This is a genomic window from Lentzea sp. NPDC058450 (genome assembly GCF_042721395.1).
Taxonomy (GTDB): domain Bacteria; phylum Actinomycetota; class Actinomycetes; order Mycobacteriales; family Pseudonocardiaceae; genus Lentzea.
This window is the reverse complement of the sequence record NZ_JBHXLO010000001.1, coordinates 293975-318682: the sequence shown is the minus strand read 5'-3', so window position 1 is coordinate 318682 and position 24708 is coordinate 293975. Positions and strand designations below refer to the sequence as shown.

Below are 24708 nucleotides of genomic sequence, written 5' to 3'. Positions count from 1 at the left end.
CCTAGTCCCGATAACGCGCGACGGGCGGCGTCGGTGCCGGGCCCAGCGGCGTGAGCCACCGGCCGTAGATCGCGGCCCACGTGCCGTCGGTGCGCATCCGCTCCAGCACGCCGTTGACGAACCGCACCAGGTCCTCCTGCCCCTTCGGCACCCCGACGCCGTACGACTCGTCGGTGAACCGCGCCCCGACCACCTCGGTGTACGGGTCCTGCGCCGCCAGCCCGGCCAGGATCGTGTCGTCGGTGGAGATCGCGTCGGTCTGCCCCTGCTGCAGCATCACCAGGCAGTCCGTCCAGTTCGGCACGCTCACCGTCGTCTTCACCCGGTTCACCACGTTGTTCAGCGACGTCGACCCCGACGCCACGCACACCCGCTTGTCCGCGAGCCCCTCCACGCCGGTGACGCCGGAGTTGCGGCGCACCAGCACCCGCTGCCCCGCCTGGTAGTAGACCTGCGAGAAGTCGACGTCCTTGAGCCGCTCGCAGGTGATCGTCATCGTGCGCACCACCACGTCCACGTCCCCGCGTTGCAGCATCGGGATGCGCTCCGCCGCCGTGACGACCTTGAACTGCACCTTCTTCTCGTCGCCGAACACGGCCCTCGCGATCTGCCGCGCCACGTCGACGTCGAAGCCCTCGATCTCGCCGGTGAACGAGTTGCGGAACCCCATCAGGTACGTGTTCTGGTCCACCCCGGCGATCAACCGGCCGCGCTGCTGGATCCTGGCCATCGTCGACCCGTCCGGCATCTGGTTCACCGGCGGCAACGCGCCCGGCCGCAGGCTCGCCGTCGCGTCGCAGGCCGGGGGAGCACCGGCCGCGCTCGACGGCGCCGCCGACACCGTGCTCGCGTTCGCCGGCTGCGGCGCCGCGGCCGTGCGCGGCACCACCTCGCTCGGCGGCGGACCCGCCGAACACGCTCCGACCAGCAGCAACGCAGCCAGTGTCAGTCGCCTCATCGGTACTCCTTGAGCCGCTGCCACAGTCCCATCGTCGACCCGGCCGCGCTGATCGCCGCCAGCACCAGCACCCCCACGACCGTGCCCGCGAGCGACGCCCGCGCCACCGCCACCTCGTCGCTGAAGTCCTGCCGCGCCTCGCCGATCCCGCGCACCAGCGCCTGGTCCAGCGAGTCGAAGTACGGGTTGTTGATCAACGCCACCGCGTCGTTGTACTGGCCCGCGTCGTCGGCCTCGCGGATGCGTTGATGCACCTGCTGCCACTGCCGGAAGTGCCGCATCGCCTCGTCCACCGCCGCGGTGTTCCCCATCTTCGCCGCCTGGTCGAGCAGCCCCTCCAGCCGCTCCGACACCTCGACGAAGTTCTTCTCGTAGGACTGCCCCGCACCCCGCGCGACCAGCGTCAGCGTCTCCTCGCCGCGCGCGGTCAGCGTCGCGATCCGCGCCTGCGCGAGCACGTCGACCTTCTTCGACGCCGCCCGCGAGTCCGACACGTCGTGCATCACCAGCACCGACACCGTCGTCACCCACAACAGCGACAACGCCGCCGCGCCCGTCGCGACCAGCAGACCGAGGTTGAGCAGCCGGTTCGTCCGGCGCGTCAGGTACCGCTGGGTGCCCACCAGCGCCACCACGAACCCCAGCGCGACCAGCACCGACCCCCACGGGAACGTCGCCTCGTCCTGCGCGCGTTCCACCCGGTCCGTCTCCGCCTGGTACAGCTCCTGCGCCGCGGGCAGCAGCTGCGTGCGCATCAACCCCGACGCCTCGCGCAGGTAGGCCGCGCCCACCGGGAAGCCCTGCCGGTTGTTCGTGCGCGCCGTCTCGATCAGCCCCGTGTACACCGGCAGCTGCGCCGCCAGCGTCGCCGTCAGCTCCGGCGAGGACGCGGTGGCCACCGACAGCGCGGCCTGGGCCTGCGCGATGTCCGCCTCGTATCGTTCCCGCAGCTCAGAAGGCTCCAGGCCGCCTGAGAGGAACGCGCTCGCCGCCGTCGCGTCCGCGTCCTGCAACGCCCGGTAGACCTCCTGCGCGGCGTGCGCGAGCGGCTCCGATCGCGTCGCCAGGTCCTCCAGCGCCCGTTCCTGCCGGTTCACGCTCCACGTCGTCAGCCAGCCGCTCGCCAGGCTCGCCACCACCAGCACCACGACGATCAGGCTCAACCGACCGGGGGTCGACCGCGCCAGGCCGGTGACCCGGCGCACCAGCGCCTGCCGGGGACGGGAGTCGATCACCACGAGCGGGCCTCCCAGCGGTGAAGTTGATCGGCGTGGCGTAACTGTAGGCACCCAGATGACACCGCGTGGGAATTAACGACGCATCCCGGCACGCGTCACTCAGGTGTTACAGCGCGCGCGACTCGATCAGCCGATTGACGCCGTCGAGGATCATCTCCAGGCCGAACTCGAACGAGTGCTCGGGGGAGAACGCGCTCTGGTGCGCCTCGCCGACCGCGCCGCCCACCCGTGCCGCGACCGGGTAGCGCGCCGGGTCGAACACCGTCATCAGCACGGGCGCCGCCGCGTCCCACCACTGCTGGTCGGTGAGGCCTGTCTCCTTCTCGGTCACCGCGGCCGCCGTCAGCCCGCGCGCCGAGTTCTGCACGTGCCCGAGCACGAGGTTGAGCACCGAGTCCATCTCCACGTCGGACAGGCCGATGCCGTCCAGCCCGCGCAGCTCGAAGTCGTACTTCGCCGCCACCTGCGGGCCCAGCACCGTGCGGGACGGCGCGACCTGCAACAACCACGGGTGCCTACGGTGCAGCTCCAGGTTCTCCCTGGCCACGTAGGCGAGGTGGGCGCGCCAGCCGTCCTGCTCGTCGCGGCCGGTCGCGGCCTGCACCGTGTCGACCATGACGTCGATCAGCTCGCCCTTGCCCGGCACGTAGGTGTAGAGCGACATCGTCCCCACGCCCAGCGCCTCGGCCACGCGCCGCATCGACAACGCCTTCAGCCCGTCCGCGTCCGCGAGGTCGATGCCCGTCCGCACGATCCGGTCCACGCTCAGATCCGGCTTGCCCTTGCGCGACACCCGTTCCTGCGTGCGCCACAGCAACGCCAGCGTCCGCGCCGGGTCTCCGCTGCCCGTGTGTTCGATCACGAGCGCGACACTACCGTACCGTATGCTGTACGGTACAGGGTATGTTCGTCGCAGCCGATCCACCCAGATTCGGTCAGCTCCACGGAAAACCCCTGCTCGAAGCCCTGCCCTCGGCGTTGGAGGGCACCGATTACTGGTCAGTGGCCGCCGCGCCCGCGCTCGCCCTCGTCGCGCGCGGGCGGATCGTGCCCGACGTGACCGCCGCCGGGTACGACACGTGGCGGGTCGGGCCGCTCGACCACGCCGACGAACTGCACCTGCGGCAACTGGCCGCGCACGGCGACTACGACGAGCTGCGGGCGTTCCTCGACGCCGTGGCCGACGTTCTGCCGCGTGCCGCCGCGGGGGCATCCGCCGACACGCTGCCGCGGGGTGGCACCGGACCGTTCGCGGGTCACGAGGCCTGCGACGTGTCCGAGCTCAAGGGGTGGGCCGACGAGCAGATCACCCTGTCGTTGCGCATCGAGATGACCTCCGATCAGCGGTTCCGGGCGATCGTGCAGGTCCGCGCCGTCACCGACCCCTCGCCGCGCGACGTACGGGGCTCCGGGCGTGAGCTCGATGCGATCCGGGCGATGGCACGCGTCGACTGGGCGCCGTTGCAGCGGCTGCTCGACGAGGCCGAGCTCTCCGACATTGAGGTCGCCGAACTGCTCGGGCTCGACATCGAGGTGCACTGGCCGCGCGACCTCGCCACCGGGCTGTCCGCGCGGGCCGTGATCGGCGAGCCGAGCGGGGCGTTCCAGGCCGGGGACCTGCTGTCGTTCGACTGGCGGCTCGCGCTGGGCGGCGCCGAGCTGACCGAGGCCGAGATGGACCTCGTCGCCGAGGCCTCACGGCCGGTGGTCCGGCTGCGCGACCAGTGGGTGCTGGTCGACCCGTCGCTGCGGCGCAAGGCCCGGCAACGGCTCAAGCCGATCAGCGCCGTGCAGGCCGTCACCGCCGCGCTGACCGGCGTCGCGGTGATCGACGGCGAACAGGTCGAGGTCGCGCCGCACAGCCTGGCCGCCGCGATCGCCGCCGTGCCGGACTTCCCCCAGCCCCCGGCGTTGCAGGCGCAGCTGCGCGACTACCAGCTGCACGGGCTGCGCTGGCTCGCGCACATGACCGGGCTCGGGCTCGGCGCGTGCCTGGCCGACGACATGGGCCTCGGCAAGACCATCACGCTGATCGCCCTGCACCTGCACCGCGCCTCGGAACTGCCGACGCTCGTGGTGTGCCCGGCGTCGTTGCTGGGCAACTGGGAACGCGAGATCCGCCGGTTCGCGCCCGGCGTGCCCGTCAGCCGCTACCACGGTCCACAGCGGACGCTCGCGTCGTCGGGCGTGGTGCTCACGACGTACGGCACGATGCGTCTCGACGTCGAGGCGTTGCGGTCGCACGAGTGGGGGATGGTCGTCGCCGACGAGGCGCAGCACGTCAAGAACCCGCACTCCGGCACCGCCAAGGCGCTGCGGTCGATCCCCGGCGGCGCGCGGGTCGCGCTGTCCGGCACGCCGGTCGAGAACTCGTTGTCCGAGCTGTGGTCCATTCTGGACTGGACGACCCCCGGTCTGCTCGGCACGCACCGCGCGTTCCGCACCCGCTGGCCCGCGCCCGACGACACGCTGACGAAGGTCGTGCGGCCGTTCCTGCTGCGGCGCCGCAAGTCCGACCCCGGCGTCGCCCCCGAACTGCCCGCCAAGACCGAGACCGACCGGTTCGTCTCGCTGTCGGTCGAACAGGCCGCGCTGTACGAGGCGCTGACGCGGGAGACGCTCGACCAGATCGCGTCCTCGGACGGCATGGCGCGCCGAGGCCTCGTGCTGAAGCTGCTCACCGGGCTCAAGCAGATCTGCAACCACCCGTCGCACTACCTCGGCCACCCGGCGTTGCAGGGCACCTCCGGCAAGCTCGACCTGCTCGACGAACTGCTCGACACCATCGTCGCCGAGGACGGGTCCGCGCTGATCTTCACCCAGTACGTCGGCATGGCCCGCCTGCTGGAACAGCACATCAAGCAGCCCACCAGGTTCCTGCACGGTGGCACGCCCGTGCCGCAGCGCGAGCGGATGGTCGACGACTTCCAGAGCGGCCGCGCGCCCGTGTTCCTGTTGTCGCTCAAGGCGGCCGGCACCGGCCTCAACCTCACCCGCGCCGACCACGTGATCCACTTCGACCGCTGGTGGAACCCCGCCGTCGAGGACCAGGCCACCGACCGCGCCTACCGCATCGGCCAGACCAGGCCCGTCCAGGTCCACAAGCTCGTCACCGAAGGCACCGTCGAGGAACGCATCGCCGCGCTGCTGCAGGACAAGCGCGCCCTCGCCGACGCCGTCCTGCACGGGGGAGAGGCCGCGTTCACCGAACTGACCGACGCCGAACTCGCCGAGCTCGTCCTGCTGAGGAGCACCTGATGACCGCCCGCGGATTCGCCGCGTTCCCCAAGGTGAAACGCCGCGTCGCCACCACCTGGTGGGGCAAGACGTGGGTCAAGGCGTTGGAGGACACCGCCCTCGACACCACACTGCTGCGCCTGGGCCGCCGCTACGCCCACGCGGGCGTCGTCGGCCCGATCACGGTGAGCCCCGGCCGCCTGCACGCCCAGGTCCACGACAACGACACCGTCCACAGCACGACGGTCCTGATCCCCGTGCTGTCCGAAGTCCACTGGGGACGGTTCCTCGACCGCGTCGCCGAGAACCCGGCCCACATCGCCGCTTTGCTGGCCAACGACATGCCCCGCGACCTCGTTCAGGCCGCCGAAGAGTCCGGAGTGGACCTCGTCCCCGGCATCGGCGACCTCGAACCCGAGTGCGACTGCGACGGCTGGGAGCTCCCGTGCCGCCACGCCGCCGCCCTCGCGTTCCAGGTCGGCTGGCTGCTCGACGCCGACCCGTTCGTCCTGCTGCTGCTCAAGGGAAAACCGGAACAGGAACTCCTCGACGCCCTCCGCCTGCGCGTCGCCGGTCCACTCACGACCAGAACACCTGTGGTGGTTTCCGTCGAACCCGCAGGTCAACTACCCCCTCGTCCCGCACTGCCGACCACCACACCTGTGGTGCTCCAGGTCGAACCGCCACCCGGCTTCGAGGCCGCGGAACTGGTCGCGCTGATGGAGATCGCCGCGAACCGCGCCCGCTCACTGCTGCGTTCGGGCACTCTCGAAGGGTGATCACCGAGAAGCAGAAGATGACGACCGGCCAGCTGTACAAGGACTCCGACCCCGAACTGGTCGCCGAACGCGTGGCGGCCCAGCAGCTGGTCGACGAGTTCAACGCCACCCGCTCCGCCGACGTCATCGCCCGTCTGTTCGGTTCGATCGGCGAGGGCTCGTGGGTCATGCCGCGCTTCCAGTGCGACTACGGCTACCAGATCCACCTGGGCTCCAACAGCTTCCTCAACTACGACGCCATCCTCATGGACTGCGCCACCATCACCATCGGCAACGACGTCTCCATCGGCCCCCGCGCACAACTGCTCACCGCCCTGCACCCGATCGAGGATCACGAAGCCCGCCGCCAGCGCTTCGAGAGCGCCGCCCCCATCACCATCGGCGACAACGTGTGGCTGGGCGGCGGCGTCATCGTGTGCGCCGGCGTCACCATCGGCGAGAACTCCGTCATCGGAGCCGGTAGCGTCGTCACGCGCGACATCCCGCCGCGCTCACTGGCCGTCGGCAACCCCTGCAAGGTGATCCGTGAGCTATGACAAACGCGTCGTCGAACCCCTGATCCTGCTCGGCCTGACGGCCGTCGCCCTGGTCGTGTCGGGCATCGGCCCGTACTCGCGCGGCACCTGGGTGCTGGAGGTCGCCCCCGTCGTGATCGGCGGGGCGATCCTGGTGGCCACGTTCCGCCGGTTCCCGCTCACGCCGTTGCTGTACCGGCTGCTGTTCCTGCACGCGCTGGTGCTGATCCTCGGCGGCCACTACACCTACGCCCGCGTGCCCGTCGGGTTCTGGGCGCAGGACCTGTTCGACCTGGCTCGCAACCACTACGACCGCTTCGGCCACTTCGTCCAGGGCTTCGTGCCCGCGATCCTGGCGCGCGAAGTGCTGCTGCGGCGCGGGGTTCTGCGGCCGGGCGGATGGTTGTTCGTGCTGGCCACGTCGGTGTGCCTGGCGTTCAGCGCCTGCTACGAGCTGCTGGAGTGGCTGTCGGCGGTGCTGGGCGGGGAGGCCGCCGGGGACTTCCTCGGGACGCAGGGCGACGTCTGGGACACCCAGTGGGACATGTTCATGGCGCTGCTGGGTGCCGTGGTCGCGCAGCTGCTGCTGGCACGGGCGCACGACCGCGCGATCGCCCGTGTCGGTTGTACGGGCGTTCGCGCCCGGCGAATCCCCCACCCCCCGCGGGCCGCGGAACCCCGACCAGCGCGGCACGCAACACATACACCCCGGCCGAGGCGTTCTGGAGCGACTGGCCCGGGACGGCGTCTACCGCTCCCAGTTCGAGACCGGCACCAGCAACGGTGGCCTGACCGCCCACCCCGGCGGAGTCCGCTGGGAGTGGGAGAGCAAGCTCTTCGGCGGCGCCTACGACCAGGCCTCGCCCTCCGCGCGGCCCAAGTACGGCGCGCTCGACCACCGTCGACAGGGCTGTGGCGGGGCGCCGCGGTTCGGGTCCGCCCACCTGCGGCTCAAGGAAGAAGTCCTGGACCGCACCACCTTCTGCTACCCGGACAGCTTCTTCGACCCGGTCGACTTCGGCACCGCCCGCCGGTTCGCCCTGCTGGGCCACGCCGCCCCCGCCGACCCGCTCGACGACTACGTCGAGGCCCACGTCCACGGCCCGGTCACCTTCGACGACGTGGAGGCCGTCGTGCTCGACCCGGCCCACCCGGAGGTCGACCTGCCGTGCCCGGTGGAACGGCACGCGGGCTTCCGGCTGTCCACACAGGACCTCCTGCGCCACGCCGACTACCGCACGCCCGAGTCGGTCGCGCTGGGTCTCGCCCTCGCCGGAGACGGGATTCTCACGCCCGACCTGCTCGACGCCGCGGACGCGTCGCCGCAGGTGATCAAGCACCTCTGGCACCACCTCGCGAGATTCGGCTACGCCAGGTAGAGCTCGGCCAGCCGCCGCACCGCCGCCGTCACCTGCTCCCGCAGCTCCGCCGGCTCCAGCACCTCCACCTCGCCGCCCATCCGCAACAACATCCCCGCCGCGTGCGCCACCGACTCGATCGGGATGGTCACCCGGAACCCCGCCCCGTCCTCCACAACGGACTCCTCCGCCGCCCGCGCCACCACCGGCAGCACGTGCGAGTCGAAGATCTCCCACCCGCGCGCCGACAGCCGGATCACCGCGGTCCCCGTGTACTGCCGCGCCTGGAACTCCTCCAACGACGCCGCCCAGTGCGCGGCCAGGTCGAAGTCCGCGGGCCGTTCGAACGGCTCCAGCACGACGACCGACTGGATCTGCGCCACCCGGTACGTCGAGATCCGCGACGACCCCAGCGCGACCAGGTACCACCGGCCGGCCTTCAGCACGAGCCCCAGCGGCCGCAGCACGCGCGTCACGTCCTCGGGTGAGCGCCAGCGCCGGTAGCCGACCTCGATCGACCGTTCCCGCCACACCGCGTCCGCCACGACCTCCAGCAACGGCGACCGCTCCGCGTCGTAGTACCAGGAGGGCGCATCCAGGTGGAACCGCGTGGCCATGCGGGAGGCCCGGTCGCGCATCGGCGACGGCAGCGCCGCCATCAGCTTGAGCTGGGCCGCGGCCACCGCGTCACCGAGCCCCAGGTCGGCCGCCGCGCCCGGCAGGCCGGCCAGGAACAGCGACTCCGCCTCCTGCTCGGTCAACCCGGTCAGCCGGGTGCGGTAGCCGTCCAGGAGCTGGTAGCCGCCGGTGGGGCCCGCGTCGCCGTACAGCGGCACGCCGGCGGCGTGCAGCGACTCCACGTCGCGGTAGATCGTGCGCACCGAGACCTCCAGCTCCGAGGCCAGAGCTGAGGCCGTCATCCGCCCCTTCGTCTGCAGCAGCAGGAGCAGCGAAACCAGTCGACTCGCACGCACGCGGAATACACTGACACACCCTGTCAGGGTTAGTTCATATGTTCGACGACATGGCTTTCTACGAGAAGCAGCTGGCGGTCAAGGAACCGCTGGTCGTCGCGGGCAGACACGTCAAGCGCTACGAGGTGGTCACTCCCGGGCTGGAGATCACCGACGACGTCCGCGAGGCGGCCTACGCGTTCCTGCCGCGTCTCTACCCCGACTTCGAGGACCCGACGCCGCCCGCGACCGTGACGGTGCTGCACCGCAGCGCGGCGGGCATGTACCTCAACGCGTACAACTGGGTCTGGGACAACGTGCTGCACTGCCGCACGGCCGTCTCGGGCGACCAGCCGTTCCTCGGCAGCACCGATCCCGATCTGCGCACCTTCAGCGTCATCCCCAAGGACCTCATCGGCTGCGTCTGGGAGCTGCCGCCGCTGGAGCACGAACGGTCGGCATGGGTGCGGTACGTGCTCGACCCCGAGGCGCCAGACTTCGACGGCTACCTCGCTGACAGCCTCGCCGCGGGACTGGTGGGGCGATGAGCGACGAGTGGCAGGGCGCCGCGTCCCGGTAAGCCCCGTAATCCGGTGGACGGCGGCGTTAGGTTCGCAGACATGACCACACCGGAGAACGTCGTGCGTGCCCTGGCCGAACCGACGAGGCTGCGGGCGTTCGCCGCCGTCGTGCTCGGCGCGGGCACGCTCACCGACGTCGCCTCCGCCTCCGGACTCAAGCCCAAGGACGCCGGCACGGCGCTGAACAAGCTGAGGGAGGCAGGGCTGGTCGTGGGCGACCCCGCCCGGCCCGCCGACCTCAAGCCGCTCGCCGCGACGCTCACGGAGTCAATGCCCGCGGACGGGCTCGCGCCGTTCATCCAGAACGACCGGCTCGTCTCACTGCCGGTCGCCCACGAACGGCGCCGCAAGATCCTCGAGCACGTCGCCGCGCACGCCTTCACCGCGCGCACGTACTACGAGGAGAAGGAGATCAACGAGCGGCTCAGGGCGTGGTGCGACGGGGGAGAGGTCGACCACGTCACCATCCGCCGCTACCTCGTCGACCTCGGTCTGCTCGAACGCGGCGGCGGCCTGTACCAGGCTCAACCCCTGCCGATGTAAGGCATCCCGGTCGCCATCACGGTCATGAACTGCACGTTGGCGTTCAACGGCAGCTGAGCTTGGTAGAGCACGGCGTCGGCGACGTGCCGCACGTCGAAGGTGGGCTCCGGCCGCATCTCGAAGTCGGCCTGCAGCACGCCGCCGCCCATCCGCGCGGTCATCTCCGTCGCCGCGTTGCCGATGTCGATCTGCCCGCACGCGATGTTGTGCGCGCGGCCCTCCAGCGACAACGACTTCGTCAGCCCGGTCATCGCGTGCTTGGTGGCGTTGTAGGCGACGGCGTGCGGGCGCGGCACCGACGCGGAGATCGAGCCGTTGTTGATGATCCGGCCACCGCCGTGCGTCTTCATCACCTTGAACGCCTCGCGCGCGCAGAGGAACGCGCCCGTCAGGTTCACCCCGACGACCTTCTCCCACGCGCTCAACGAGAACTCGTCGAGCGGCGTCGCGCGCACGTTCATGCCCGCGTTGTTGAACAGCACGTCGACCCGGCCGAAGCGCTCCACCACTGTTTCGAAAAGTCGCACGACGGAGTCCTCACGGGACACATCCGTCGGCACCACGAGAGCGCTCTCGGGAAAGCCCTCTCCCGTTTCGGCCAACGCGTCCTCGCGCCGTCCTGCCAGCGCCACCTGGAACCCCGCCGCCAGCAGGGTCCGCGCCGCCGCACGTCCCACACCCGAACCGGCTCCTGTCACGACCGCCACAGCCATCGGTGATCTCCCCTCGATCCAGCGATTGCCCGAAGTGTCCCGTGTGGAGTAATTACCAGGTGTGGAGTGTGAAGAGGACACCTGCCTGCTGTGCGCGGGGTCCGGAACGATGTCGTGGCAGCAACCCGTTCCCGGTCCGGAAGGCCTTGTGCTGCACGAGATGTCGCACCCGTGCCCACGCGGCTGCTCGGGCTGGTGGAAGCTTCCGAACGGCGAACGCAGAGGCATCGTCGCAGGCAATGTCGCACGCGCCAACGAGATTCCAGCCGGACCGTCCACCCAGGCCTGATCACCGAGCGTGAACGATGGGGGTCACCCATTATTGCCGGGACGGTCCCTGCTTGGCGGCTGCCACCACTCCGAGTAGAAGCGGACACTGTTCTTCTGTGAAGGAGTGCAGCCGTTGCCTTGGTTCTGGGCTCAACGAGGACCGGACCGCCTGCCGGGTCTGCGGAGGCTTGGGTCAGGTCCCCGACCGCTAGCTGGGCCTATTTCTTCGTCATCAAGGTCGGGCCGAGGATCCGGCGGGCCAACCGCCGGGTCAACGACTTGGACTTGCGCGCAGCCGCCGGGGTGGCGGCCGCCGGAGCCTGCGTGACAGGTGCGGCGGGTGGAGCGGGTGGTGCGGGCACCGGCTCGACGCCGGGAATCGTCGCCTCGTCTGGTTCGTGCGTCGGGAACTTCGCGAACACCTGGGTCTCGGCCTCGACATTGCCGGGCTGCTGCTGCTCGAACGGCACGCGCAGATCTTGCCATCGGTGTCATTCACGCCTCGAATGAGGGGTAACTCCCCGGTAACGAGGTGACGGGCGTCACGCAGCACACTGGGCGGTGGTGGCCCCAGGCGGAGTGTGATGACTGAAACGACCGAGCGCGCGAACGTCGGGCCGCCCGACACGCGTCTCTGGGAGCAGATCGCGCAGGGCGACCACGCCGCGTTCACCGAGCTGTTCGAACGCCACGCCGAGGCGGTCTGGAACTACGCCTACCGCCTCACCGCGTCCTGGTCGCAGGCCGAAGACCTGCTCTCCGCCACGTTCCTGACCGCCTGGCGCAAACGTGGCGACGCCCAGCTCGTGCGCGACTCCGCGCTGCCGTGGCTCTACACCGTCACCGCGAACCGCGCCCGCACCGAGTGGCGCGCCAAGCGCAGGGCGTTGCGACTGGTCACGAGGCTGACCCCGCAGGACGAACGCGACCACGCCGACGAGGTCGCCGCCCGCACCGACGCCCAGCGCCGCCTGGTCGAGGTCGTGGCGGCCATCGCGAAGCTGCCGAACTCCGAACGCGAGATCGCCCAGCTCTGCCTGCTCGGCGACGTGTCCGTCCCCGACGCCGCCACGCTCCTCGGCATCACCGAGTCGAGCGTCCGCGCCCGCGTCTCCCGCACTCGCGCCCGGCTGCGCGACCTCACCCCCGAGGACAACGCATGATCGACCAGCTGCCCGACCACCGCCCGTTGCCCGCCGACGTTCGCATGCGCGCCCGGCAGCGCCTGTCCGAGGGCATGGACACGCCCGTGCGCAACGGCAGGCCGGTCCTCATCGCGGCGGGTGTCAGCCTCCTCGCCGCCGGCACCGTCTTCGCGAGCCAGGCGCTCCTCGGCACCACGGCCGACGTCGCCGCCCCGCCGATGCAGCACAACGGCGAGTTCGTCGGCAAGGACCGCGCGCTGGTGAACAACGTCGAGAAGGGCGTGGTCGCCCCCGACGCCCTGGCCCGTTGCACGGCGGTCGCCACGAGTGCCCACCCGCCCGCCGCGGAGTGGACCCCGATCGCCACCAGCCGCAAGAACGGCACCGTGCTGAGCGCGTTCCGGGTGCCCGCAGGCGTGTTCTTCTGCGCGAACACCGCCACCACCACGACCCTGTCCGCCCCGGACGCCGCCACCGTCAGCGACGACCTGCGCCAGGTGAAGATCCTGTTCACCACCCCGACCGGCGCGATGGCGGGCCTGGTGTCGCCGGACGTGAAGATACTCGGCCTGTCCCGCGTCGGGGACAAAGGTGAGAACAACGAGTACCCCGGCATCGTCGACGGCCTGTTCTTCGGCCCGACCGGGTTCACCAAGCCCGAGAACGGCACGATGGCGCTGGTCAACGGCCACGACTTCGCGGTGCGCGGGGTGCCGAAGCCGACCAAACCGGTGGTGGACCGCCCGTTGCCGCCCGCCGACCGCGAGACGCCCGAGCAGCAGAACTTCGCGAAGTGCCTGCGCGACCGCCCGATCCCGGACGCCGACCAGTTCGCGCACGCCCAGTCCGTGAAGGTCAGCGGCACCGACACGATGATCCTCGGCCGGTTCAACGACCTGCTGCTCTACTGCCGCAACGCGAGCGAGAGCCCGACGGCCGGGTTCGTCATCGAGCTCGACGACCTCAAGGAGGTCCGCGGCACCACGATCGCGGGCACGTCGGCGTTCTACGACTTCACGCCGTCGACCGTCGACGACAAGGGCGAGTACCACGGCGGCGGCAGCAACAGCGCCAAGGTGATCGGCCTGGTCCTCGACCCGAGGGCCACGTCCATCACCTACACGAGCCCTGGGGTGGGGGACGCGTCCGCCACGATCGCGGGGGGCACGTTCGTGCTGAACGCGAGCCTGCTCGACCGCAGCCCCGAGGCGCGGGTCGTGGTGCGGGACGCGGCGGGCAAGGTGCTGGAGACGATCACCCCGCAGAACCCGTCCTGAGCGCGGCGGCCACCCTGGCCGCGCGCTCGGGCGGCAGGGCGAAGTGGTTGGACGGGTTGCGGACGGAGGAGACGCCGTTGTTGACGGCGTAACCGGGGTCGTCACTCCAGCGCACCTGCCCGGTCTCTCCCTGGTTCTCCAGGATGTGGGCGGCTACGGCGTCGACGTCGTCCACGGCAGTACGGGCGCGCAGTGCCTCCGCCAACCGGCCGACGGCGTCGGCGGGCACGTTGTCGTCGCCGAACGCCGGCAGCAGGAGCAGCAGCCGGGCGTGCGGGTCGGAGGTGCTTCCGCCCGGCGGCGAGGAGTCGGCGGCGGACACGAGTTCTGACCAGGACATCCCCTGTCCGGGGCCGTCGCCCTCGTCGCCGGCGAAGGCCTCGGCGCGGTCCCAGTCGGGGTGGTGCACGAGGTAGTGGACGATCGTGTCGCGCTCGTACGTGCCGTAGACCACGTGCAGGCGGTGGTCACCGATGAGCGGGACAGTGAAAGCGGGAAAGCTCCCCGGCTCGCGCAGCTGGTGGAAGAGCTCCTCCGCGGCCTCGTAGTCCGCGCCGAACCACAGCTCGGCGATCTCGTCGTCGAGCACGAAGCACATGAGGTGCGCGAGCCAGAACAACGGGTCTTCCAGGAGTTCCGGCCGGTAGGTGAGAGGGCCACCTTCATAACCGGGGATCCGGACGGGGTGCAGGTCCGCGCTGTTCGTCACGGCACAGATCTTTCCCTGGACGGATTGGTTAGCATGGCGAAGTGACTGTGCAGGCGCCGGCCGAGGCCGGGTACAAGTGGATCGCGCTGTCCAACACCACGCTGGGCATGCTCATCGCCACGATCAACTCCTCGATCGTGCTGATCGCGTTGCCCGACATCTTCAAAGGCATCGCGATCAACCCGCTCGACCCGGCCAACACCGGCTACCTGCTGTGGATGATCATGGGGTTCCTGGTCGTCACGGCCGTGCTGGTGGTGAGCTTCGGGCGGCTGGGCGACATGTACGGCCGGGCCCGCATGTACAACCTCGGCTTCGCGATCTTCACCGCGAGCTCGGTGATGCTCGCGGTCACCTGGTTCGACGGGGACGCCGCCGCGCTGTGGCTGATCGGGTGGCGGGTCGTGCAGGGCGTGGGCGGTGCGTTCCTGATGGCGAACTCGTCGGCGATCCTCGCCGACGCCTTCCCGGTCACGCAGCGCGGCATGGCGCTCGGGATCAACGGGGTCGCGGCCATCGCCGGGTCGTTCCTGGGGCTGGTGATCGGAGGGCTGCTGGCGCCGGTCAACTGGAACCTGATCTTCATCGTGTCCGTGCCGTTCGGCCTGTTCGGCACGGTCTGGGCCTACCTCAAGCTGCGCGACACCGGAGAACGCCGGCACGCCGAGATGGACTGGTGGGGCAACATCACGTTCGCCGTCGGGCTCATCGTGCTGCTGGTCGGGATCACCTACGGCATCCAGCCGCACGGCACCTCGCAGACCGGCTGGACCAGCCCGTTCGTGCTCACGTGCCTCATCGGCGGGCTGGCCGTGCTGGTGGCATTCGTCGTCATCGAGCACCGCGTGCCGAACCCGCTGTTCGACCTGCACCTGTTCCGGCTGCCGTCGTTCACCTGGGGCAACATCGCCAACTTCGCGTCGGCGCTCGGGCGGGGCGGGCTGCAGTTCATCCTGATCATCTGGCTGCAGGGCATCTGGCTGCCGCTGCACGGCTACTCCTACGAGGAGACGCCGTTGTGGGCGGGCATCTACATGCTGCCGATGACGGTCGGGTTCCTGCTGGCCGCGCCCACGGCCGGGATCCTGTCCGACCGGCTCGGCAGCCGGGCGCTGGCGTTCGGCGGCAACGTGCTGACCGCCGTGACGTTCGCGCTGCTCATCGCCCTGCCGGTGGACTTCCCGTACTGGGAGTTCGCGGTGATCCTGGTGTTCACCGGGATCGGGATGGGCATGTTCTCCTCGCCCAACCGTGCCGAGGTGATGAACTCGTTGCCCGCCAACGCGCGTGGGTCGGGCAGCGGCATGATGACCACGTTCCAGAACACCGCGATGGTGCTGTCCATCGGGTTCTTCTTCAGTCTCATCATCGTCGGCTTCTCGCAGTCGCTGCCGGGTGCGATGCGCACGGGGCTGGTGGACCACGGCGTGTCCGCCCAAGCCGCCGCCCAGGTCGCGGCACTGCCCGCGGTCGCGGTGCTGTTCGCGGCGTTCCTCGGCTACAACCCGATCCAGCAGCTGCTCGGCGACCAGCTCGCGACGCTGCCGCCCGACCAGGCCGCGTTCCTCACCGGCCGCGGGTTCTTTCCGAGCCTCATCTCCGGACCGTTCGCGCAGGGCCTCGCGATCGCGTTCGGGTTCGCCATCGCGCTGTGCCTGCTGGCCGCGTTCGCGTCCCTGAAGTGCGGGAAACCGGTGGACAACCGCGTCAAGATTCGAGCGTGAGAACCGAACGCCTGACCCTGCGGCCGATGCGACCGTCCGACGTGGACGCGCTGACCGAGCTGCACGCCGACCCCGAGGTCATGCGCTACCTCGACCCCGCCCCGGTGGAGAACTACCTCGGCGAGAGCTTCCTCGCCGCGCACGAGAACGAGACGGGCCTCTTCGTCGGCTGGTTCGAGTTCAAAGGCGAGAACGAGGTCGAGCTCGGCTACCGGCTGCACCGGGCGTTCTGGGGGCTCGGCTACGCCACCGAGGGCGGCCGAGCGTTGATCGCACGGGGCTTCACCAGCGGAGACGTCGACCGCGTGGTCGCCACGACGATGTTCGTCAACGCGGGCTCGCGGCGCGTGATGGAGAAGTGCGGACTGAAGCACGTCCGCACCTTCCACCTCGACTTCCCCGATCCGCTGCCCGGCGCGGAATACGGAGAGGTCGAGTACGCGCTTACCAGAGAGGAGTGGTCACAGACTCAGGGGGAAGCGCATGTGGCAGACGGAAAAGGTTGACCTCGAGGCGTACTTCGCGCGAACGGGCGCATCGGCGTCGAGTTCGCTCGCGGAGTTGCACGAGAAGCACGTGCTCGCCATTCCGTTCGAGAACGTCGACGTGATGCTCGGCAAGATCCCGTCACTCGACCTCGACGACATCCAGGACAAGATGCTGCGCAAGCCGCGCGGCGGTTACTGCTACGAACACCAGTTGCTGTTCACCGCGGTGCTCGAACGCCTCGGGTACACCGTCAGCCGGCGGATGGGCCGGGTGTTCACCGGCCCGCGCACGCACTTCCTGTCCATCGTGGACGGCCAGCTCGTCGACGTCGGCTTCGGCGCGGGCGTGCTGCGCCCCATGCCGTTGGTGGACGGCGCGGAGGTCGACCAGGCCGGCTGGCCGCACCGCCTGCGGCACGAGGACGGCCGCTGGGTGCTGGAGAAGCTCGAAGAGGAAGTCTGGACGCTCCAGCACGCGTTCGAGACCGGCGTCGAGCAGCGGCCCGTCGACTACGACGCCGCCAACTACTACGTCGCCACGCACCCGCGTTCCCCGTTCAGCCGTCAGCTCGTCGCCATGCGCCTCGAACCCGGTCTGAGCCGCCGGCTGATCGGTGCCAAGTTCGTCGTCGAGCACGCGGGGGAGAAACCTGAGAATTCTCAGGTCGAGGACCTCGGAAAAACGCTGGAATCGCTGGACATCGTCCTCTCCGAAGGGGAGCTGAGTCACATCGGCGCAACTCCGGGAACAAAAGAAGGCGTAAGTTCGTAATACCGGGTGTAAGGGGATCGCATTTCGGAGGTGTTGGAAATGACCACCGCGACTCCGTTCGCCACGGGAGTGAATTCCACGGGCGTCAACGCACTGCCCACCCCGCCCACGGGCTGGCCCATCGGTTCCTACGCGACCTACGAGGAAGCGCAGCGCGCCGTGGACCACCTGGCGGACAACGACTTCCCGGTCGCGGACGTCACCATCGTCGGCGTCGAGCCGATGATCGTCGAACGCGTCACCGGCCGCCTGACCTGGGGCCGCGTCCTCGGCGCGGGTGCCGCGTCGGGTGCCTGGTTCGGTCTGTTCGTCGGTCTGCTGCTCGGCCTGTTCTCCACCGGCGGCGCGCTCGCCCCGATCGTCACGGGCCTGGTCGTCGGTGTGGTCTTCGGCCTCGCCGGAGCGGCCATGCGCTACGCCGCCACGCGCGGCCGTCGCGACTTCGCCTCGGTCACCCAGCTCGTGGCCGGACGCTACGACGTGCTGAGCCACCCGCGCAGCGCCGAGCAGGGCAAGGACATGCTGACGAAGCTCGCGTGGCGGGCATGAGCACCCCGCTGACCGTCGACGAGCTGCGCACCGCGCTCGACGAGATCCGGCAGACCAGCGCCGGGCTCGGCGCGCAGGCCACGAACCTGGCCGCACGCGCCGAACACGACCTGGGCCGTGACGTCGCCGAGATCGTGAAGGACCTCCGAGCGGCCGCCCGCCAGCTGCGGGTGACCCAGCTGCTGCTGGAACCGGCCAACGCCGACCTGGCAGCCTGAACCCCGCTCCCACCACAGGAAACGCCGTCCCGCATCAGCGGGGCGGCGTTTCCGCTTTACTGGCGGGATGCCGATCTTGGGGGATGCGGTGCGCACGCACTGGTGGCGGTTCGTGCCGGTCGGTGCGGCCGCGGTGGTGTGCGTGCCCACGTCGAGTCCGTTCGGGCTGGTGCCGGTCGTGCTGTGGTGCGCGCTGGCCCGCACGCGAAGAACCGGCCTCGTCGTGGGGGCCGTGCTCGTGGCGTTGCTGGCCTGGTTCGTGTTGCCGCGCGAGCTCGGGTTCGGCGGGCCGTGGGTGCCGTCGTACGTCGAGCTGTTCTGGCTGTACCCGGTGCTCGCCGCGCTCGTGTGCCTGCCGGCCGTGCCCCGCGACCGCGGCATCGGGTCAGCCGTGCTCGTGCTGACGACGATGGTGGCGACCGGGCTGCTGGCGACGGCCGTCGTGCTGCTCGGACAGCTGGAGTCCAAGCCCGGCGACGAAGGCGTGCTGCCCGCACCCGCCGGGCTGAAGGCCACCGAGGGGCTCGGGCACTGCGGTTCCGGCAACTGCTCGCGCGAGGTGACGCTCAAGGGCGACCGAGCGCCCGACGTGCTGCGCGCGCACCTCGAGTCACGCGGGTTCACGCCCCGGCCCGCGCTCGACTCGGGCGACGAACGGGTCTGCCGCGCGGACGGGCTCGTCTTCACCCACGAGGTGTGCGCGGAGTCCCGCACGCTCACGTCCACCGAGGTCAGGGTCGTCTGGTACGTCAACTAGGGCGCTGCCAGCGAGGTGAGCGGCACCTGTCAGCCGCCCCGAGCAGCGTGGGCGCCGTGACGATCACCCTGAAGGCCGGGAGCACCGCGATGTTCACCGGCGACTCGATCACCAGCTTCTACCGGCACGACGGCGACGACCCCGCCGGGTACCCGTTGCAGGCCGCGGGACGCTGGTGCTTCGACCACCCGGACCGGCCGCTGACCTGGCTCAACACCGCCCACGCGGGCGACTCGACGGCGGACCTCGAAGCACGCTGGCACACCGACGTGCTCGCCGCCCGCCCCGACGTCCTCACGGTCCTCGTCGGCGTCAACGACGTCGGCAACGGCCGCACGCCCGACGAGTTCGCCGCCACCTACTCGCGGCTGCTCACGCCGCTGGCCGGCACGCCGTTGATCCTCGTCGAGCCGTTCCTGCTGCCGGTCACCACCGTGGTGCAGACCCGGCGCGGCCTGATCGGCGAGCCCGAACGCGCGCGGTGGCGGGAGGCCCTCGACCCGATGATCGACGTCGTGCGCGACCTCGCCCGGACGCACGGCGCCGCCCTGCTGGCCGCCGACCGCATGTTCGCCGACCTGTCCGCCCAGGCCGGCCCCGAGCACTGGACCGACGACGGCGTCCATCCGAACGCCGCAGGTCACAGCGCCCTCGCCGAGGCGTGGCTGGCCCTGGTCGAGTAATCAGGGCGCCATTTCCGTAGGTCGTACGGTATTGTTTCCGTATGGCCTACGGAAATGGGGTGGACGGATGGCCGCCGAACGCAGCGGCGGGGGAGACCCGGCACGCACACTGGCCCTGCTCTGGCGCGACCCGCCGGAACCGAAACCGGTCGGCAGGAAGCCGAAGGTGAGCGTCGACCAGATCGTCACCGCGGCGATCGCGGTGGCCGACCGCGAAGGGCTCGGCGCGATGTCGATGGCCCGCGTCGCGCAGGAACTGAGCGTCGGCACGATGTCGCTCTACACGCACGTGCCCGGCAAGGCCGAGCTGATCGACCTGATGACCGACACCGTGCTGCAGGAACGCGACCTCACGCCCGAGGGCACGTGGCGCGAGCGCGTCCAGCACTACGCCGACCGCACGCGTGCGGTCTACCAGGCACATCCGTGGATGCGGGACGTGTCGATGGTCCGGCCGCCGCTCGGGCCCGGGCTGATGGACGGGCAGGAGTTCCTGCTGGCCGCCCTCGCCGACTCCGGACTGGAACCGCGCCACGTCACCGTCGCGCACGTCGCCGTCGAGGGGTTCGTGCACGGCGCGGCGGCGTCCGAGGTGGACGACCAACAGCTGGCCGCGTCCACCGGTGAGTCCGGTGACTCGTGGTGGGGCGCGCGGCAGGTGTTCTGGGACGACTACTTCGACGTCGAGCGCTACCCGACGATGACGACCCTCTGGAACGCCGGCGCCTACGAGGTCGACGCCTCGCTCGCCGAGCACGTGCACAACTCGTTCGACTACGGACTCGAGAAGCTGCTCGACGGCATCCAAGGGGGACTGCGATGACCACGCTCATCACCGGCGCTACCGGCAACGTCGGCCGACTGGTTGTTCAGGGGCTCTCCGGCCACGTCCGCGCGATCACCCGCGACCCCGCCAAGGCGTCGTTCCCCGCCCACGTCGAGACGGTGAAGGCCGACCTCGACGACCCGGACAGCCTCCCGTTCGACGGCGTCGAGAAGCTCTACCTCTTCGTGCACCCGCCGACCGCGGCCGAGGTCGTCGAACGGGCGGTGCGCGCGGGCGTGCGGCGGATCGTCACGTTGTCCTCGGGCGCGGTGACCTACGGCTACGACAAGACCCACCACCTGCCCGTCGAGCAGGCCGTCGAGGCGTCCGGCGTGGAGTGGACGCACCTGCGGCCCGGCGAGTTCGCGGTCAACAAGATCGACCTGTGGGCCCCCTCGATCCGTGCGGACGGCACGATCGTGCACCCCAGACCCGACGACCTCGGCCAGCCCATCCACGAGGCCGACATCGCCGACGCCGCGATCCGGGTCCTGGAGGAGGACGGGCACGCGGGTCGCGCCTACGACCTGACCGGACCGCCACCGATCACCCAACGCGACATGGCCCGCGACATCGGTGCCGTGCTCGGCCGCGACCTGACGTTCCGCAACGTCACCGTGGACGAGGCGCTGGAGTACTACGTGAGCGTCGGCTGGCCGCGTGAGATCGCCGAGTACGTGCTCGGCGTCGCCGGCTACGAGGGTGGTGACGCCGACGACTTCTCCGACTACGAGTTCGTCGTGTCCCCGGCCTACGAGGCGCTCACCGGCCGTCCGTACCGCACGTTCGGGCAGTGGGCGCGCGATCACGCCGCCGACTTCCGCGGCTGATCATCGTCGATTCCGGCACCTCCTCGTTCGACGTACCGGTGAGAGCGAGGAGGGCAGGTGCGATTCATGGTGTTCGTCAGAAGTCCGGACGTGGTGGCGGCACGGCACGCGGAGACGTTGGTGCGGGCGGGCGTGCTGCTCGACGCGGGTGACCTCGTGCCGGGCATGGTCGGGGTGTCGGGGTACTGGCTGATCGATGTCCGCGACCACGAGGAGGCCGTCGAGCGGGTCAGGCGGATCGCGCTCCCGGCGTGCGTCGTGGAAATACGTCAGGTGGCTGTGGTCTGATTCCCCCATGGGGGCTACCTCGGTGCATCGCACCATCGACGCGGTCTGGCGGATGGAGTCGGCGAAGGTCATCGCCGCGCTCGCCCGGTACACCCGCGACGTCGGCCTGGCCGAGGAGATGGCCCAGGACGCGCTGGTCCAGGCGCTGGAGCAGTGGCCCGTCGAAGGCGTGCCGCGCAACCCCGGCGCCTGGCTCACCACCGCCGCCAAGCGCCGCGCGATCGACCAGATCCGCCGCCGCGAGAACCTCACTCGCAAGGTCGAGGAGATCGGCCGCGACGTCCAGGAGGCCACCCCGGACGCCAGCGAGGGCATCGACGACGAGATCGGCGACGACCTGCTGAGCCTCATCTTCACCGCCTGCCACCCGGTGCTGGGCACGGAGGCACGCGTGGCGCTGACCCTGAAGATGCTGGGCGGCCTCAAGACCGAGGAGATCGCCCGCGCGTTCCTGGTCAGCGACTCCACCGTCGCCCAGCGCATCGTGCGGGCCAAGAAGACCCTCGCCGACGCCGGCGTCCCGTTCGAGGTCCCCGAAGGCCCCGAACTGGCCACCCGCCTCGCGAGCGTCCTCGAGGTCCTCTACCTGATCTTCAACGAGGGCTACTCCGCCACCCAGGGCGACGACTGGCTGCGCCCGGAACTCTGCGCCGAGGCGTTGCGGCTGGGCCGCGTGCTCGCCGAGCTCGCGCCCAAGGAGGCGGAGGTCCACGGCCTGGTCGCGTTGATGGAGATCCAGGCCTCCCGCACCAAGGCCCGCACCGGCCCCGGCGGCGAACCCGTGCTGCTGCTGGAGCAGGACCGCGGCAAGTGGGACTGGCTGCTCATCGGCCGCGGCTTGAAGGCGCTGGAACGAGCCGAAGCCCTCAACCAGCCACCCGGCCCGTACTACGTGCAGGCCGCCCTCGCCGCGTGCCACGGCCGCGCGCGCCGGGCCGAGGACACCGACTGGCAACGCATCGCCGCCCTCTACCAGGTGCTCGCGGGCATCGCGCCGTCCCCGATCGTCGAGCTCAACCGCGCCGTGGCCTTGTCGATGGCGTTCGGCCCGGCCGCCGGGCTCGCGCTGGTGGACGAGATCGCGGGTGAGAAGGCGTTGCAGGGCTACCACCTGCTGCCGAGTGTGCGCGGCGACTTCCTGGTCAAGCTCGGCCGCACCGACGAGGCGCGCGCCGAGTTCGAGAAGGCCGCCGCGCTCACCCGCAACGAGCGCGAGCGCACGTTGTTGCTGGAGCGCGCCGCGAACTGCTGACGGGACCCCTCCCGAACCCGCCGTCCTACGGTTCCGGCACAGGCCGGGGGTGGGGAGGGACGGGGCGGTGAGCAGGGGATGCCTGCTCACCGCTCTGCCTAGGTGAGCGCGAGCTTCAAACCCAAGGCCGCGAACGACGCCGCGAAGAACCGCCGTAGCCACACCATCACCCGCGGCCGCGCCAGCACCCGGTCGCGCATCGATGCCGCGAACACCCCGTACACGGCGAACACCACGAACGTCAGCGCCATGAACACCGCGCTCAGCGTCACCATCTGCCCGAAGCCGGTCGCGAACTGCGGCAGGAACGCCACGAAGAAGATCGTCAGCTTCGGGTTGAGCAGGTTGATCAACACCGCCGACACCACGACACGGCGTGCGGACGCCGGGGCGGACGTGGTGTCCACGACCAGTTCGCTGCGGTCGCGCCACGTCGCCCAGGCCAGGTAGACGAGGTACGCGACGCCCAGGTACTTCACGATCTCGAACGCCAGCGCGCTCGCGTGCAGCAACGCCGCCAGGCCGGTGACGGTCGCCAGCACGTGCGGCACGATCCCGAGCGTGCAGCCGAACGCGGCGATCACGCTCGCCCTGCGCCCGTGCGCCAGGCCGGCCGACAACGTGTACAGCACCCCGGTGCCGGGCGTGGCGACCGCGATCAACGTCGTGATCAGGAATGCGAGGCTCATGACCGAGACCCTGCCGCGCAACCGGTCCAGTTGACAGGTCCAAAAAGGGCTCGCGAAGTTGGACCACTTCCGATGTCGAGAACCAGGCGTGAGTACCGTCCCTGGAGCATGAGCATCAAGAGCATGCACCACGTCGGGATGACCGTCACCGACCTCGCGGCCGCCGTCGCGTTCTTCGAGGAGCTCGGCATGGAGCTCGAAGGCAAGGCGCACATGGAGGGCGAGTTCGTCGACGGCGTCATCGGCCTCGACGGGTCGGTCAGCGAGATCGCGATGCTGAAGACCCCGGACGGCCAGTACCGCGTCGAGTTCAGCCAGTTCGCGAAGCCCGACGCCATCGACGGCAGTTCACACGCCCCGATCAACGCCCTGGGGTTGCGGCACGTCGCGTTCACCGTCGACGACCTCGACGACACCCTCGCCCGCCTCAAGCCGCACGGCGCCGAGGTCGTCCGCAACGTCGAGAACTACCAGGGCATGCTCAAGACCTGTTACGTCCGTGGCCCCGAGGGCATGCTCATCGAGCTGTGCGAGTACCTCACGTGAGAGCGCGCGCGTACGCCGTGGGGGAGACACCGACGGTCTGCGTGAAGTCCCGGACGAGGTGGGCCTGGTCGCTGTAGCCCAGGTCAGCGGCCAGATGCGCCCACTCGACGTCCGACTCGGCCCGCTCCAACGCCTCGTGAATGCGATACCGCAGGATGACCCACTTCGGGCTGACGCCGACGTAGTCCGCGAACAGCCGTTGCATCGACCGCACCGACAGCCCGCACGAGCGCGCGAAGTCCGCGACCCGCTGGATCTCCCGGTCGTCGCGAATCCGTTGGACCAGGTCCATCGCCAGCGTCGCTTGCGCATCCGCCACCGGCCCTATGCCCAGCAGGAACGCGTCCAGAGCGGCGACCCGCTCGTCCTCGTCCTCCACGTCGAGCACTTGAGCCGACGAGACGTCGAGCCGCACGTGCCGTCCGGTCCACTCCGACACGGGCTCCGCGCGGAACGGCCGGAACCCGCCGGGCCGGAACTGCACACCCGCGACCCGAACCAGCCCGGTCAACGTCCGGCTGAACAGGCCGAGCCCCACGCCCGCGACCTCGGGACGGTCCAGTCCCCGCTCGAAGACGATGTTCACCGACGGGTGCGGCACGACGTGCGAGGTGTACGGGGCGTCCAGTTCGCCGTCGATCAGCCAGTAGTGCTCCAGGTACGGCTGCAACTCCGTACACGGCATCCGTCGGCGGAACCGCACGCGGGCGAACAGCTCGCGCGCGTCCACGATCCCCCGAGTGTCCCGGCGCGGCTGCACAACCCGAGATCCTAGGTTGGCGTGTTTCTTCAAGAACGCCGGAACACCGA

The 24708-nt window shown here is 70.3% G+C and carries 29 protein-coding genes and 1 pseudogene; 21 read left to right on the top strand and 9 right to left on the bottom strand.

Annotated features, from left to right (window positions below; genetic code table 11):
* Window position 1: 1 nt before the first annotated feature.
* The 3 genes from ACFWNN_RS01620 to ACFWNN_RS01610 form a co-directional block, all read right to left on the bottom strand.
* The gene (locus ACFWNN_RS01620) at window positions 2–958 is read right to left on the bottom strand and encodes a glutamate ABC transporter substrate-binding protein (protein ID WP_382437875.1); all 957 of its coding nucleotides are present in this window, start codon (window positions 956–958) and stop codon (window positions 2–4) included.
* A complete protein-coding gene (locus ACFWNN_RS01615; protein ID WP_382437874.1) occupies window positions 955–2196 on the bottom strand; it encodes a hypothetical protein in 1242 nt (413 codons plus the stop codon). Before ACFWNN_RS01615 ends, ACFWNN_RS01620 begins: the two co-directional genes overlap by 4 nt.
* A gap of 106 nt (window positions 2197–2302) precedes the next feature.
* A complete protein-coding gene (locus ACFWNN_RS01610) occupies window positions 2303–3058 on the bottom strand; it encodes a TetR/AcrR family transcriptional regulator (RefSeq protein WP_382437873.1) in 756 nt (251 codons plus the stop codon).
* A 41-nt stretch (window positions 3059–3099) separates the two neighbouring features.
* On the opposite strand from ACFWNN_RS01610, the gene ACFWNN_RS01605 reads away from it, so the two are divergent.
* The 5 genes and pseudogenes from ACFWNN_RS01605 to ACFWNN_RS01585 all read left to right on the top strand — a co-directional run bounded on the left by ACFWNN_RS01605 (window position 3100) and on the right by ACFWNN_RS01585 (window position 8106).
* Window positions 3100–5454 (top strand): DEAD/DEAH box helicase, encoded by a 2355-nt coding sequence (locus ACFWNN_RS01605; protein WP_382437872.1) that lies wholly within the window; start codon window positions 3100–3102, stop codon window positions 5452–5454.
* A complete protein-coding gene (locus ACFWNN_RS01600) occupies window positions 5454–6212 on the top strand; it encodes an SWIM zinc finger family protein (protein WP_382437871.1) in 759 nt (252 codons plus the stop codon). Before ACFWNN_RS01605 ends, ACFWNN_RS01600 begins: the two co-directional genes overlap by 1 nt.
* Window positions 6213–6229: 17 nt before the next feature.
* The gene (locus ACFWNN_RS01595) at window positions 6230–6748 is read left to right on the top strand and encodes a sugar O-acetyltransferase (RefSeq protein ID WP_382438393.1); all 519 of its coding nucleotides are present in this window, start codon (window positions 6230–6232) and stop codon (window positions 6746–6748) included.
* Window positions 6738–7271: pseudogene (locus tag ACFWNN_RS01590) on the top strand (DUF2238 domain-containing protein); the annotation flags it as partial. The gene ACFWNN_RS01595 and the pseudogene ACFWNN_RS01590, both read left to right, overlap by 11 nt.
* Window positions 7272–7344: 73 nt before the next feature.
* Window positions 7345–8106, top strand: coding sequence for a DUF3626 domain-containing protein (locus ACFWNN_RS01585; RefSeq protein WP_382437870.1), 762 nt, complete (start codon window positions 7345–7347; stop codon window positions 8104–8106).
* On the opposite strand, the gene ACFWNN_RS01580 is transcribed toward ACFWNN_RS01585, so the two are convergent.
* Entirely contained in the window at window positions 8094–9059 is a 966-nt protein-coding gene (locus ACFWNN_RS01580; protein WP_382437869.1) for a helix-turn-helix transcriptional regulator, read from the bottom strand. The genes ACFWNN_RS01585 and ACFWNN_RS01580 overlap by 13 nt on opposite strands.
* Before the next feature lie 50 nt (window positions 9060–9109).
* Here ACFWNN_RS01580 and ACFWNN_RS01575 point away from each other — a divergent pair, with 50 nt between their 5' ends.
* Together ACFWNN_RS01575 and ACFWNN_RS01570 are read left to right on the top strand one after the other, a co-directional pair.
* Window positions 9110–9586, top strand: a complete 477-nt coding sequence (locus ACFWNN_RS01575) for a hypothetical protein (protein ID WP_382437868.1) — start codon at window positions 9110–9112, stop codon at window positions 9584–9586.
* Between the two features lie 72 nt (window positions 9587–9658).
* A complete protein-coding gene (locus ACFWNN_RS01570) occupies window positions 9659–10162 on the top strand; it encodes a DUF2087 domain-containing protein (protein WP_382437867.1) in 504 nt (167 codons plus the stop codon).
* On the opposite strand, the gene ACFWNN_RS01565 is transcribed toward ACFWNN_RS01570, so the two are convergent.
* A complete protein-coding gene (locus ACFWNN_RS01565; protein WP_382437866.1) occupies window positions 10144–10875 on the bottom strand; it encodes an SDR family oxidoreductase in 732 nt (243 codons plus the stop codon). The genes ACFWNN_RS01570 and ACFWNN_RS01565 overlap by 19 nt on opposite strands.
* 488 nt (window positions 10876–11363) lie before the next feature.
* On the bottom strand, window positions 11364–11615 hold the full coding sequence (locus ACFWNN_RS01560) for a hypothetical protein (RefSeq protein WP_382437865.1): 252 nt from the start codon (window positions 11613–11615) through the stop codon (window positions 11364–11366).
* Window positions 11616–11729: 114 nt separating this feature from the next.
* On the opposite strand from ACFWNN_RS01560, the gene ACFWNN_RS01555 reads away from it, so the two are divergent.
* Both ACFWNN_RS01555 and ACFWNN_RS01550 read left to right on the top strand, forming a co-directional pair.
* Window positions 11730–12308, top strand: a complete 579-nt coding sequence (locus ACFWNN_RS01555) for an RNA polymerase sigma factor (RefSeq protein ID WP_382437864.1) — start codon at window positions 11730–11732, stop codon at window positions 12306–12308.
* A complete protein-coding gene (locus ACFWNN_RS01550) occupies window positions 12305–13567 on the top strand; it encodes a hypothetical protein (protein ID WP_382437863.1) in 1263 nt (420 codons plus the stop codon). Before ACFWNN_RS01555 ends, ACFWNN_RS01550 begins: the two co-directional genes overlap by 4 nt.
* On the opposite strand, the gene ACFWNN_RS01545 is transcribed toward ACFWNN_RS01550, so the two are convergent.
* Complete coding sequence (locus tag ACFWNN_RS01545; protein WP_382437862.1) at window positions 13545–14276, bottom strand: hypothetical protein; 732 nt, start codon at window positions 14274–14276, stop codon at window positions 13545–13547. The genes ACFWNN_RS01550 and ACFWNN_RS01545 overlap by 23 nt on opposite strands.
* 107 nt (window positions 14277–14383) lie before the next feature.
* Between ACFWNN_RS01545 and ACFWNN_RS01540 the strand changes: the two genes are divergently transcribed.
* The 11 genes from ACFWNN_RS01540 (at window position 14384) to ACFWNN_RS01490 (ending at window position 22663) form a co-directional block, all read left to right on the top strand.
* Complete coding sequence (locus ACFWNN_RS01540) at window positions 14384–16000, top strand: MFS transporter (RefSeq protein WP_382438392.1); 1617 nt, start codon at window positions 14384–14386, stop codon at window positions 15998–16000.
* Window positions 15997–16506, top strand: a complete 510-nt coding sequence (locus ACFWNN_RS01535; RefSeq protein WP_382437861.1) for a GNAT family N-acetyltransferase — start codon at window positions 15997–15999, stop codon at window positions 16504–16506. Before ACFWNN_RS01540 ends, ACFWNN_RS01535 begins: the two co-directional genes overlap by 4 nt.
* On the top strand, window positions 16484–17260 hold the full coding sequence (locus ACFWNN_RS01530) for an arylamine N-acetyltransferase (protein ID WP_382437860.1): 777 nt from the start codon (window positions 16484–16486) through the stop codon (window positions 17258–17260). The genes ACFWNN_RS01535 and ACFWNN_RS01530 overlap by 23 nt, the downstream gene beginning before the upstream one ends.
* A 39-nt stretch (window positions 17261–17299) precedes the next feature.
* The gene (locus ACFWNN_RS01525; protein WP_382437859.1) at window positions 17300–17809 is read left to right on the top strand and encodes a general stress protein; all 510 of its coding nucleotides are present in this window, start codon (window positions 17300–17302) and stop codon (window positions 17807–17809) included.
* Window positions 17806–18027, top strand: coding sequence for a hypothetical protein (locus ACFWNN_RS01520; protein WP_382437858.1), 222 nt, complete (start codon window positions 17806–17808; stop codon window positions 18025–18027). The genes ACFWNN_RS01525 and ACFWNN_RS01520 overlap by 4 nt, the downstream gene beginning before the upstream one ends.
* A 67-nt stretch (window positions 18028–18094) precedes the next feature.
* On the top strand, window positions 18095–18784 hold the full coding sequence (locus tag ACFWNN_RS01515) for a hypothetical protein (RefSeq protein ID WP_382437857.1): 690 nt from the start codon (window positions 18095–18097) through the stop codon (window positions 18782–18784).
* A gap of 56 nt (window positions 18785–18840) precedes the next feature.
* Window positions 18841–19467, top strand: a complete 627-nt coding sequence (locus tag ACFWNN_RS01510; protein WP_382437856.1) for a GDSL-type esterase/lipase family protein — start codon at window positions 18841–18843, stop codon at window positions 19465–19467.
* 67 nt (window positions 19468–19534) lie between these two features.
* Window positions 19535–20290, top strand: a complete 756-nt coding sequence (locus ACFWNN_RS01505) for a TetR/AcrR family transcriptional regulator (RefSeq protein ID WP_382437855.1) — start codon at window positions 19535–19537, stop codon at window positions 20288–20290.
* Window positions 20287–21123, top strand: a complete 837-nt coding sequence (locus tag ACFWNN_RS01500; protein ID WP_382437854.1) for an NAD(P)H-binding protein — start codon at window positions 20287–20289, stop codon at window positions 21121–21123. The genes ACFWNN_RS01505 and ACFWNN_RS01500 overlap by 4 nt, the downstream gene beginning before the upstream one ends.
* A 66-nt stretch (window positions 21124–21189) precedes the next feature.
* Window positions 21190–21411 (top strand): hypothetical protein, encoded by a 222-nt coding sequence (locus ACFWNN_RS01495; protein ID WP_382437853.1) that lies wholly within the window; start codon window positions 21190–21192, stop codon window positions 21409–21411.
* A 7-nt stretch (window positions 21412–21418) separates the two neighbouring features.
* Window positions 21419–22663 (top strand): RNA polymerase sigma factor, encoded by a 1245-nt coding sequence (locus ACFWNN_RS01490; RefSeq protein WP_382437852.1) that lies wholly within the window; start codon window positions 21419–21421, stop codon window positions 22661–22663.
* Window positions 22664–22761: 98 nt separating this feature from the next.
* Here ACFWNN_RS01490 and ACFWNN_RS01485 read toward each other — a convergent pair whose 3' ends face one another.
* On the bottom strand, window positions 22762–23352 hold the full coding sequence (locus ACFWNN_RS01485) for a LysE family translocator (RefSeq protein WP_382437851.1): 591 nt from the start codon (window positions 23350–23352) through the stop codon (window positions 22762–22764).
* 108 nt (window positions 23353–23460) lie between these two features.
* On the opposite strand from ACFWNN_RS01485, the gene ACFWNN_RS01480 reads away from it, so the two are divergent.
* Window positions 23461–23898 carry a VOC family protein gene (locus ACFWNN_RS01480; protein WP_382437850.1) on the top strand — a complete coding sequence of 146 codons (438 nt, stop codon included), beginning with the start codon at window positions 23461–23463 and terminating at the stop codon, window positions 23896–23898.
* Here ACFWNN_RS01480 and ACFWNN_RS01475 read toward each other — a convergent pair.
* A complete protein-coding gene (locus ACFWNN_RS01475; RefSeq protein ID WP_382437849.1) occupies window positions 23891–24658 on the bottom strand; it encodes a DUF6597 domain-containing transcriptional factor in 768 nt (255 codons plus the stop codon). The genes ACFWNN_RS01480 and ACFWNN_RS01475 overlap by 8 nt on opposite strands.
* Window positions 24659–24708 lie beyond the last annotated feature (50 nt).

What these genes read in the sequence shown, in the direction of transcription:
- ACFWNN_RS01530 (WP_382437860.1), top strand. Translation starts at nt 16,484, where the DNA reads ATGTGGCAGACGGAAAAGGTTGACCTCGAGGCGTACTTCGCGCGAACG.
- ACFWNN_RS01620 (WP_382437875.1), bottom strand. Translation starts at nt 958, where the DNA reads ATGAGGCGACTGACACTGGCTGCGTTGCTGCTGGTCGGAGCGTGTTCG.
- ACFWNN_RS01495 (WP_382437853.1), top strand. Translation starts at nt 21,190, where the DNA reads ATGGTGTTCGTCAGAAGTCCGGACGTGGTGGCGGCACGGCACGCGGAG.
- ACFWNN_RS01540 (WP_382438392.1), top strand. Translation starts at nt 14,384, where the DNA reads ATGCTCATCGCCACGATCAACTCCTCGATCGTGCTGATCGCGTTGCCC.
- ACFWNN_RS01520 (WP_382437858.1), top strand. Translation starts at nt 17,806, where the DNA reads ATGAGCACCCCGCTGACCGTCGACGAGCTGCGCACCGCGCTCGACGAG.
- ACFWNN_RS01570 (WP_382437867.1), top strand. Translation starts at nt 9,659, where the DNA reads ATGACCACACCGGAGAACGTCGTGCGTGCCCTGGCCGAACCGACGAGG.
- ACFWNN_RS01600 (WP_382437871.1), top strand. Translation starts at nt 5,454, where the DNA reads ATGACCGCCCGCGGATTCGCCGCGTTCCCCAAGGTGAAACGCCGCGTC.
- ACFWNN_RS01565 (WP_382437866.1), bottom strand. Translation starts at nt 10,875, where the DNA reads ATGGCTGTGGCGGTCGTGACAGGAGCCGGTTCGGGTGTGGGACGTGCG.
- ACFWNN_RS01485 (WP_382437851.1), bottom strand. Translation starts at nt 23,352, where the DNA reads ATGAGCCTCGCATTCCTGATCACGACGTTGATCGCGGTCGCCACGCCC.
- ACFWNN_RS01505 (WP_382437855.1), top strand. Translation starts at nt 19,535, where the DNA reads ATGGCCGCCGAACGCAGCGGCGGGGGAGACCCGGCACGCACACTGGCC.
- ACFWNN_RS01605 (WP_382437872.1), top strand. Translation starts at nt 3,100, where the DNA reads ATGTTCGTCGCAGCCGATCCACCCAGATTCGGTCAGCTCCACGGAAAA.
- ACFWNN_RS01515 (WP_382437857.1), top strand. Translation starts at nt 18,095, where the DNA reads ATGCCGATCTTGGGGGATGCGGTGCGCACGCACTGGTGGCGGTTCGTG.
- ACFWNN_RS01550 (WP_382437863.1), top strand. Translation starts at nt 12,305, where the DNA reads ATGATCGACCAGCTGCCCGACCACCGCCCGTTGCCCGCCGACGTTCGC.
- ACFWNN_RS01555 (WP_382437864.1), top strand. Translation starts at nt 11,730, where the DNA reads ATGACTGAAACGACCGAGCGCGCGAACGTCGGGCCGCCCGACACGCGT.
- ACFWNN_RS01480 (WP_382437850.1), top strand. Translation starts at nt 23,461, where the DNA reads ATGAGCATCAAGAGCATGCACCACGTCGGGATGACCGTCACCGACCTC.
- ACFWNN_RS01575 (WP_382437868.1), top strand. Translation starts at nt 9,110, where the DNA reads ATGGCTTTCTACGAGAAGCAGCTGGCGGTCAAGGAACCGCTGGTCGTC.
- ACFWNN_RS01595 (WP_382438393.1), top strand. Translation starts at nt 6,230, where the DNA reads ATGACGACCGGCCAGCTGTACAAGGACTCCGACCCCGAACTGGTCGCC.
- ACFWNN_RS01525 (WP_382437859.1), top strand. Translation starts at nt 17,300, where the DNA reads ATGACCACCGCGACTCCGTTCGCCACGGGAGTGAATTCCACGGGCGTC.
- ACFWNN_RS01490 (WP_382437852.1), top strand. Translation starts at nt 21,419, where the DNA reads ATGGGGGCTACCTCGGTGCATCGCACCATCGACGCGGTCTGGCGGATG.
- ACFWNN_RS01500 (WP_382437854.1), top strand. Translation starts at nt 20,287, where the DNA reads ATGACCACGCTCATCACCGGCGCTACCGGCAACGTCGGCCGACTGGTT.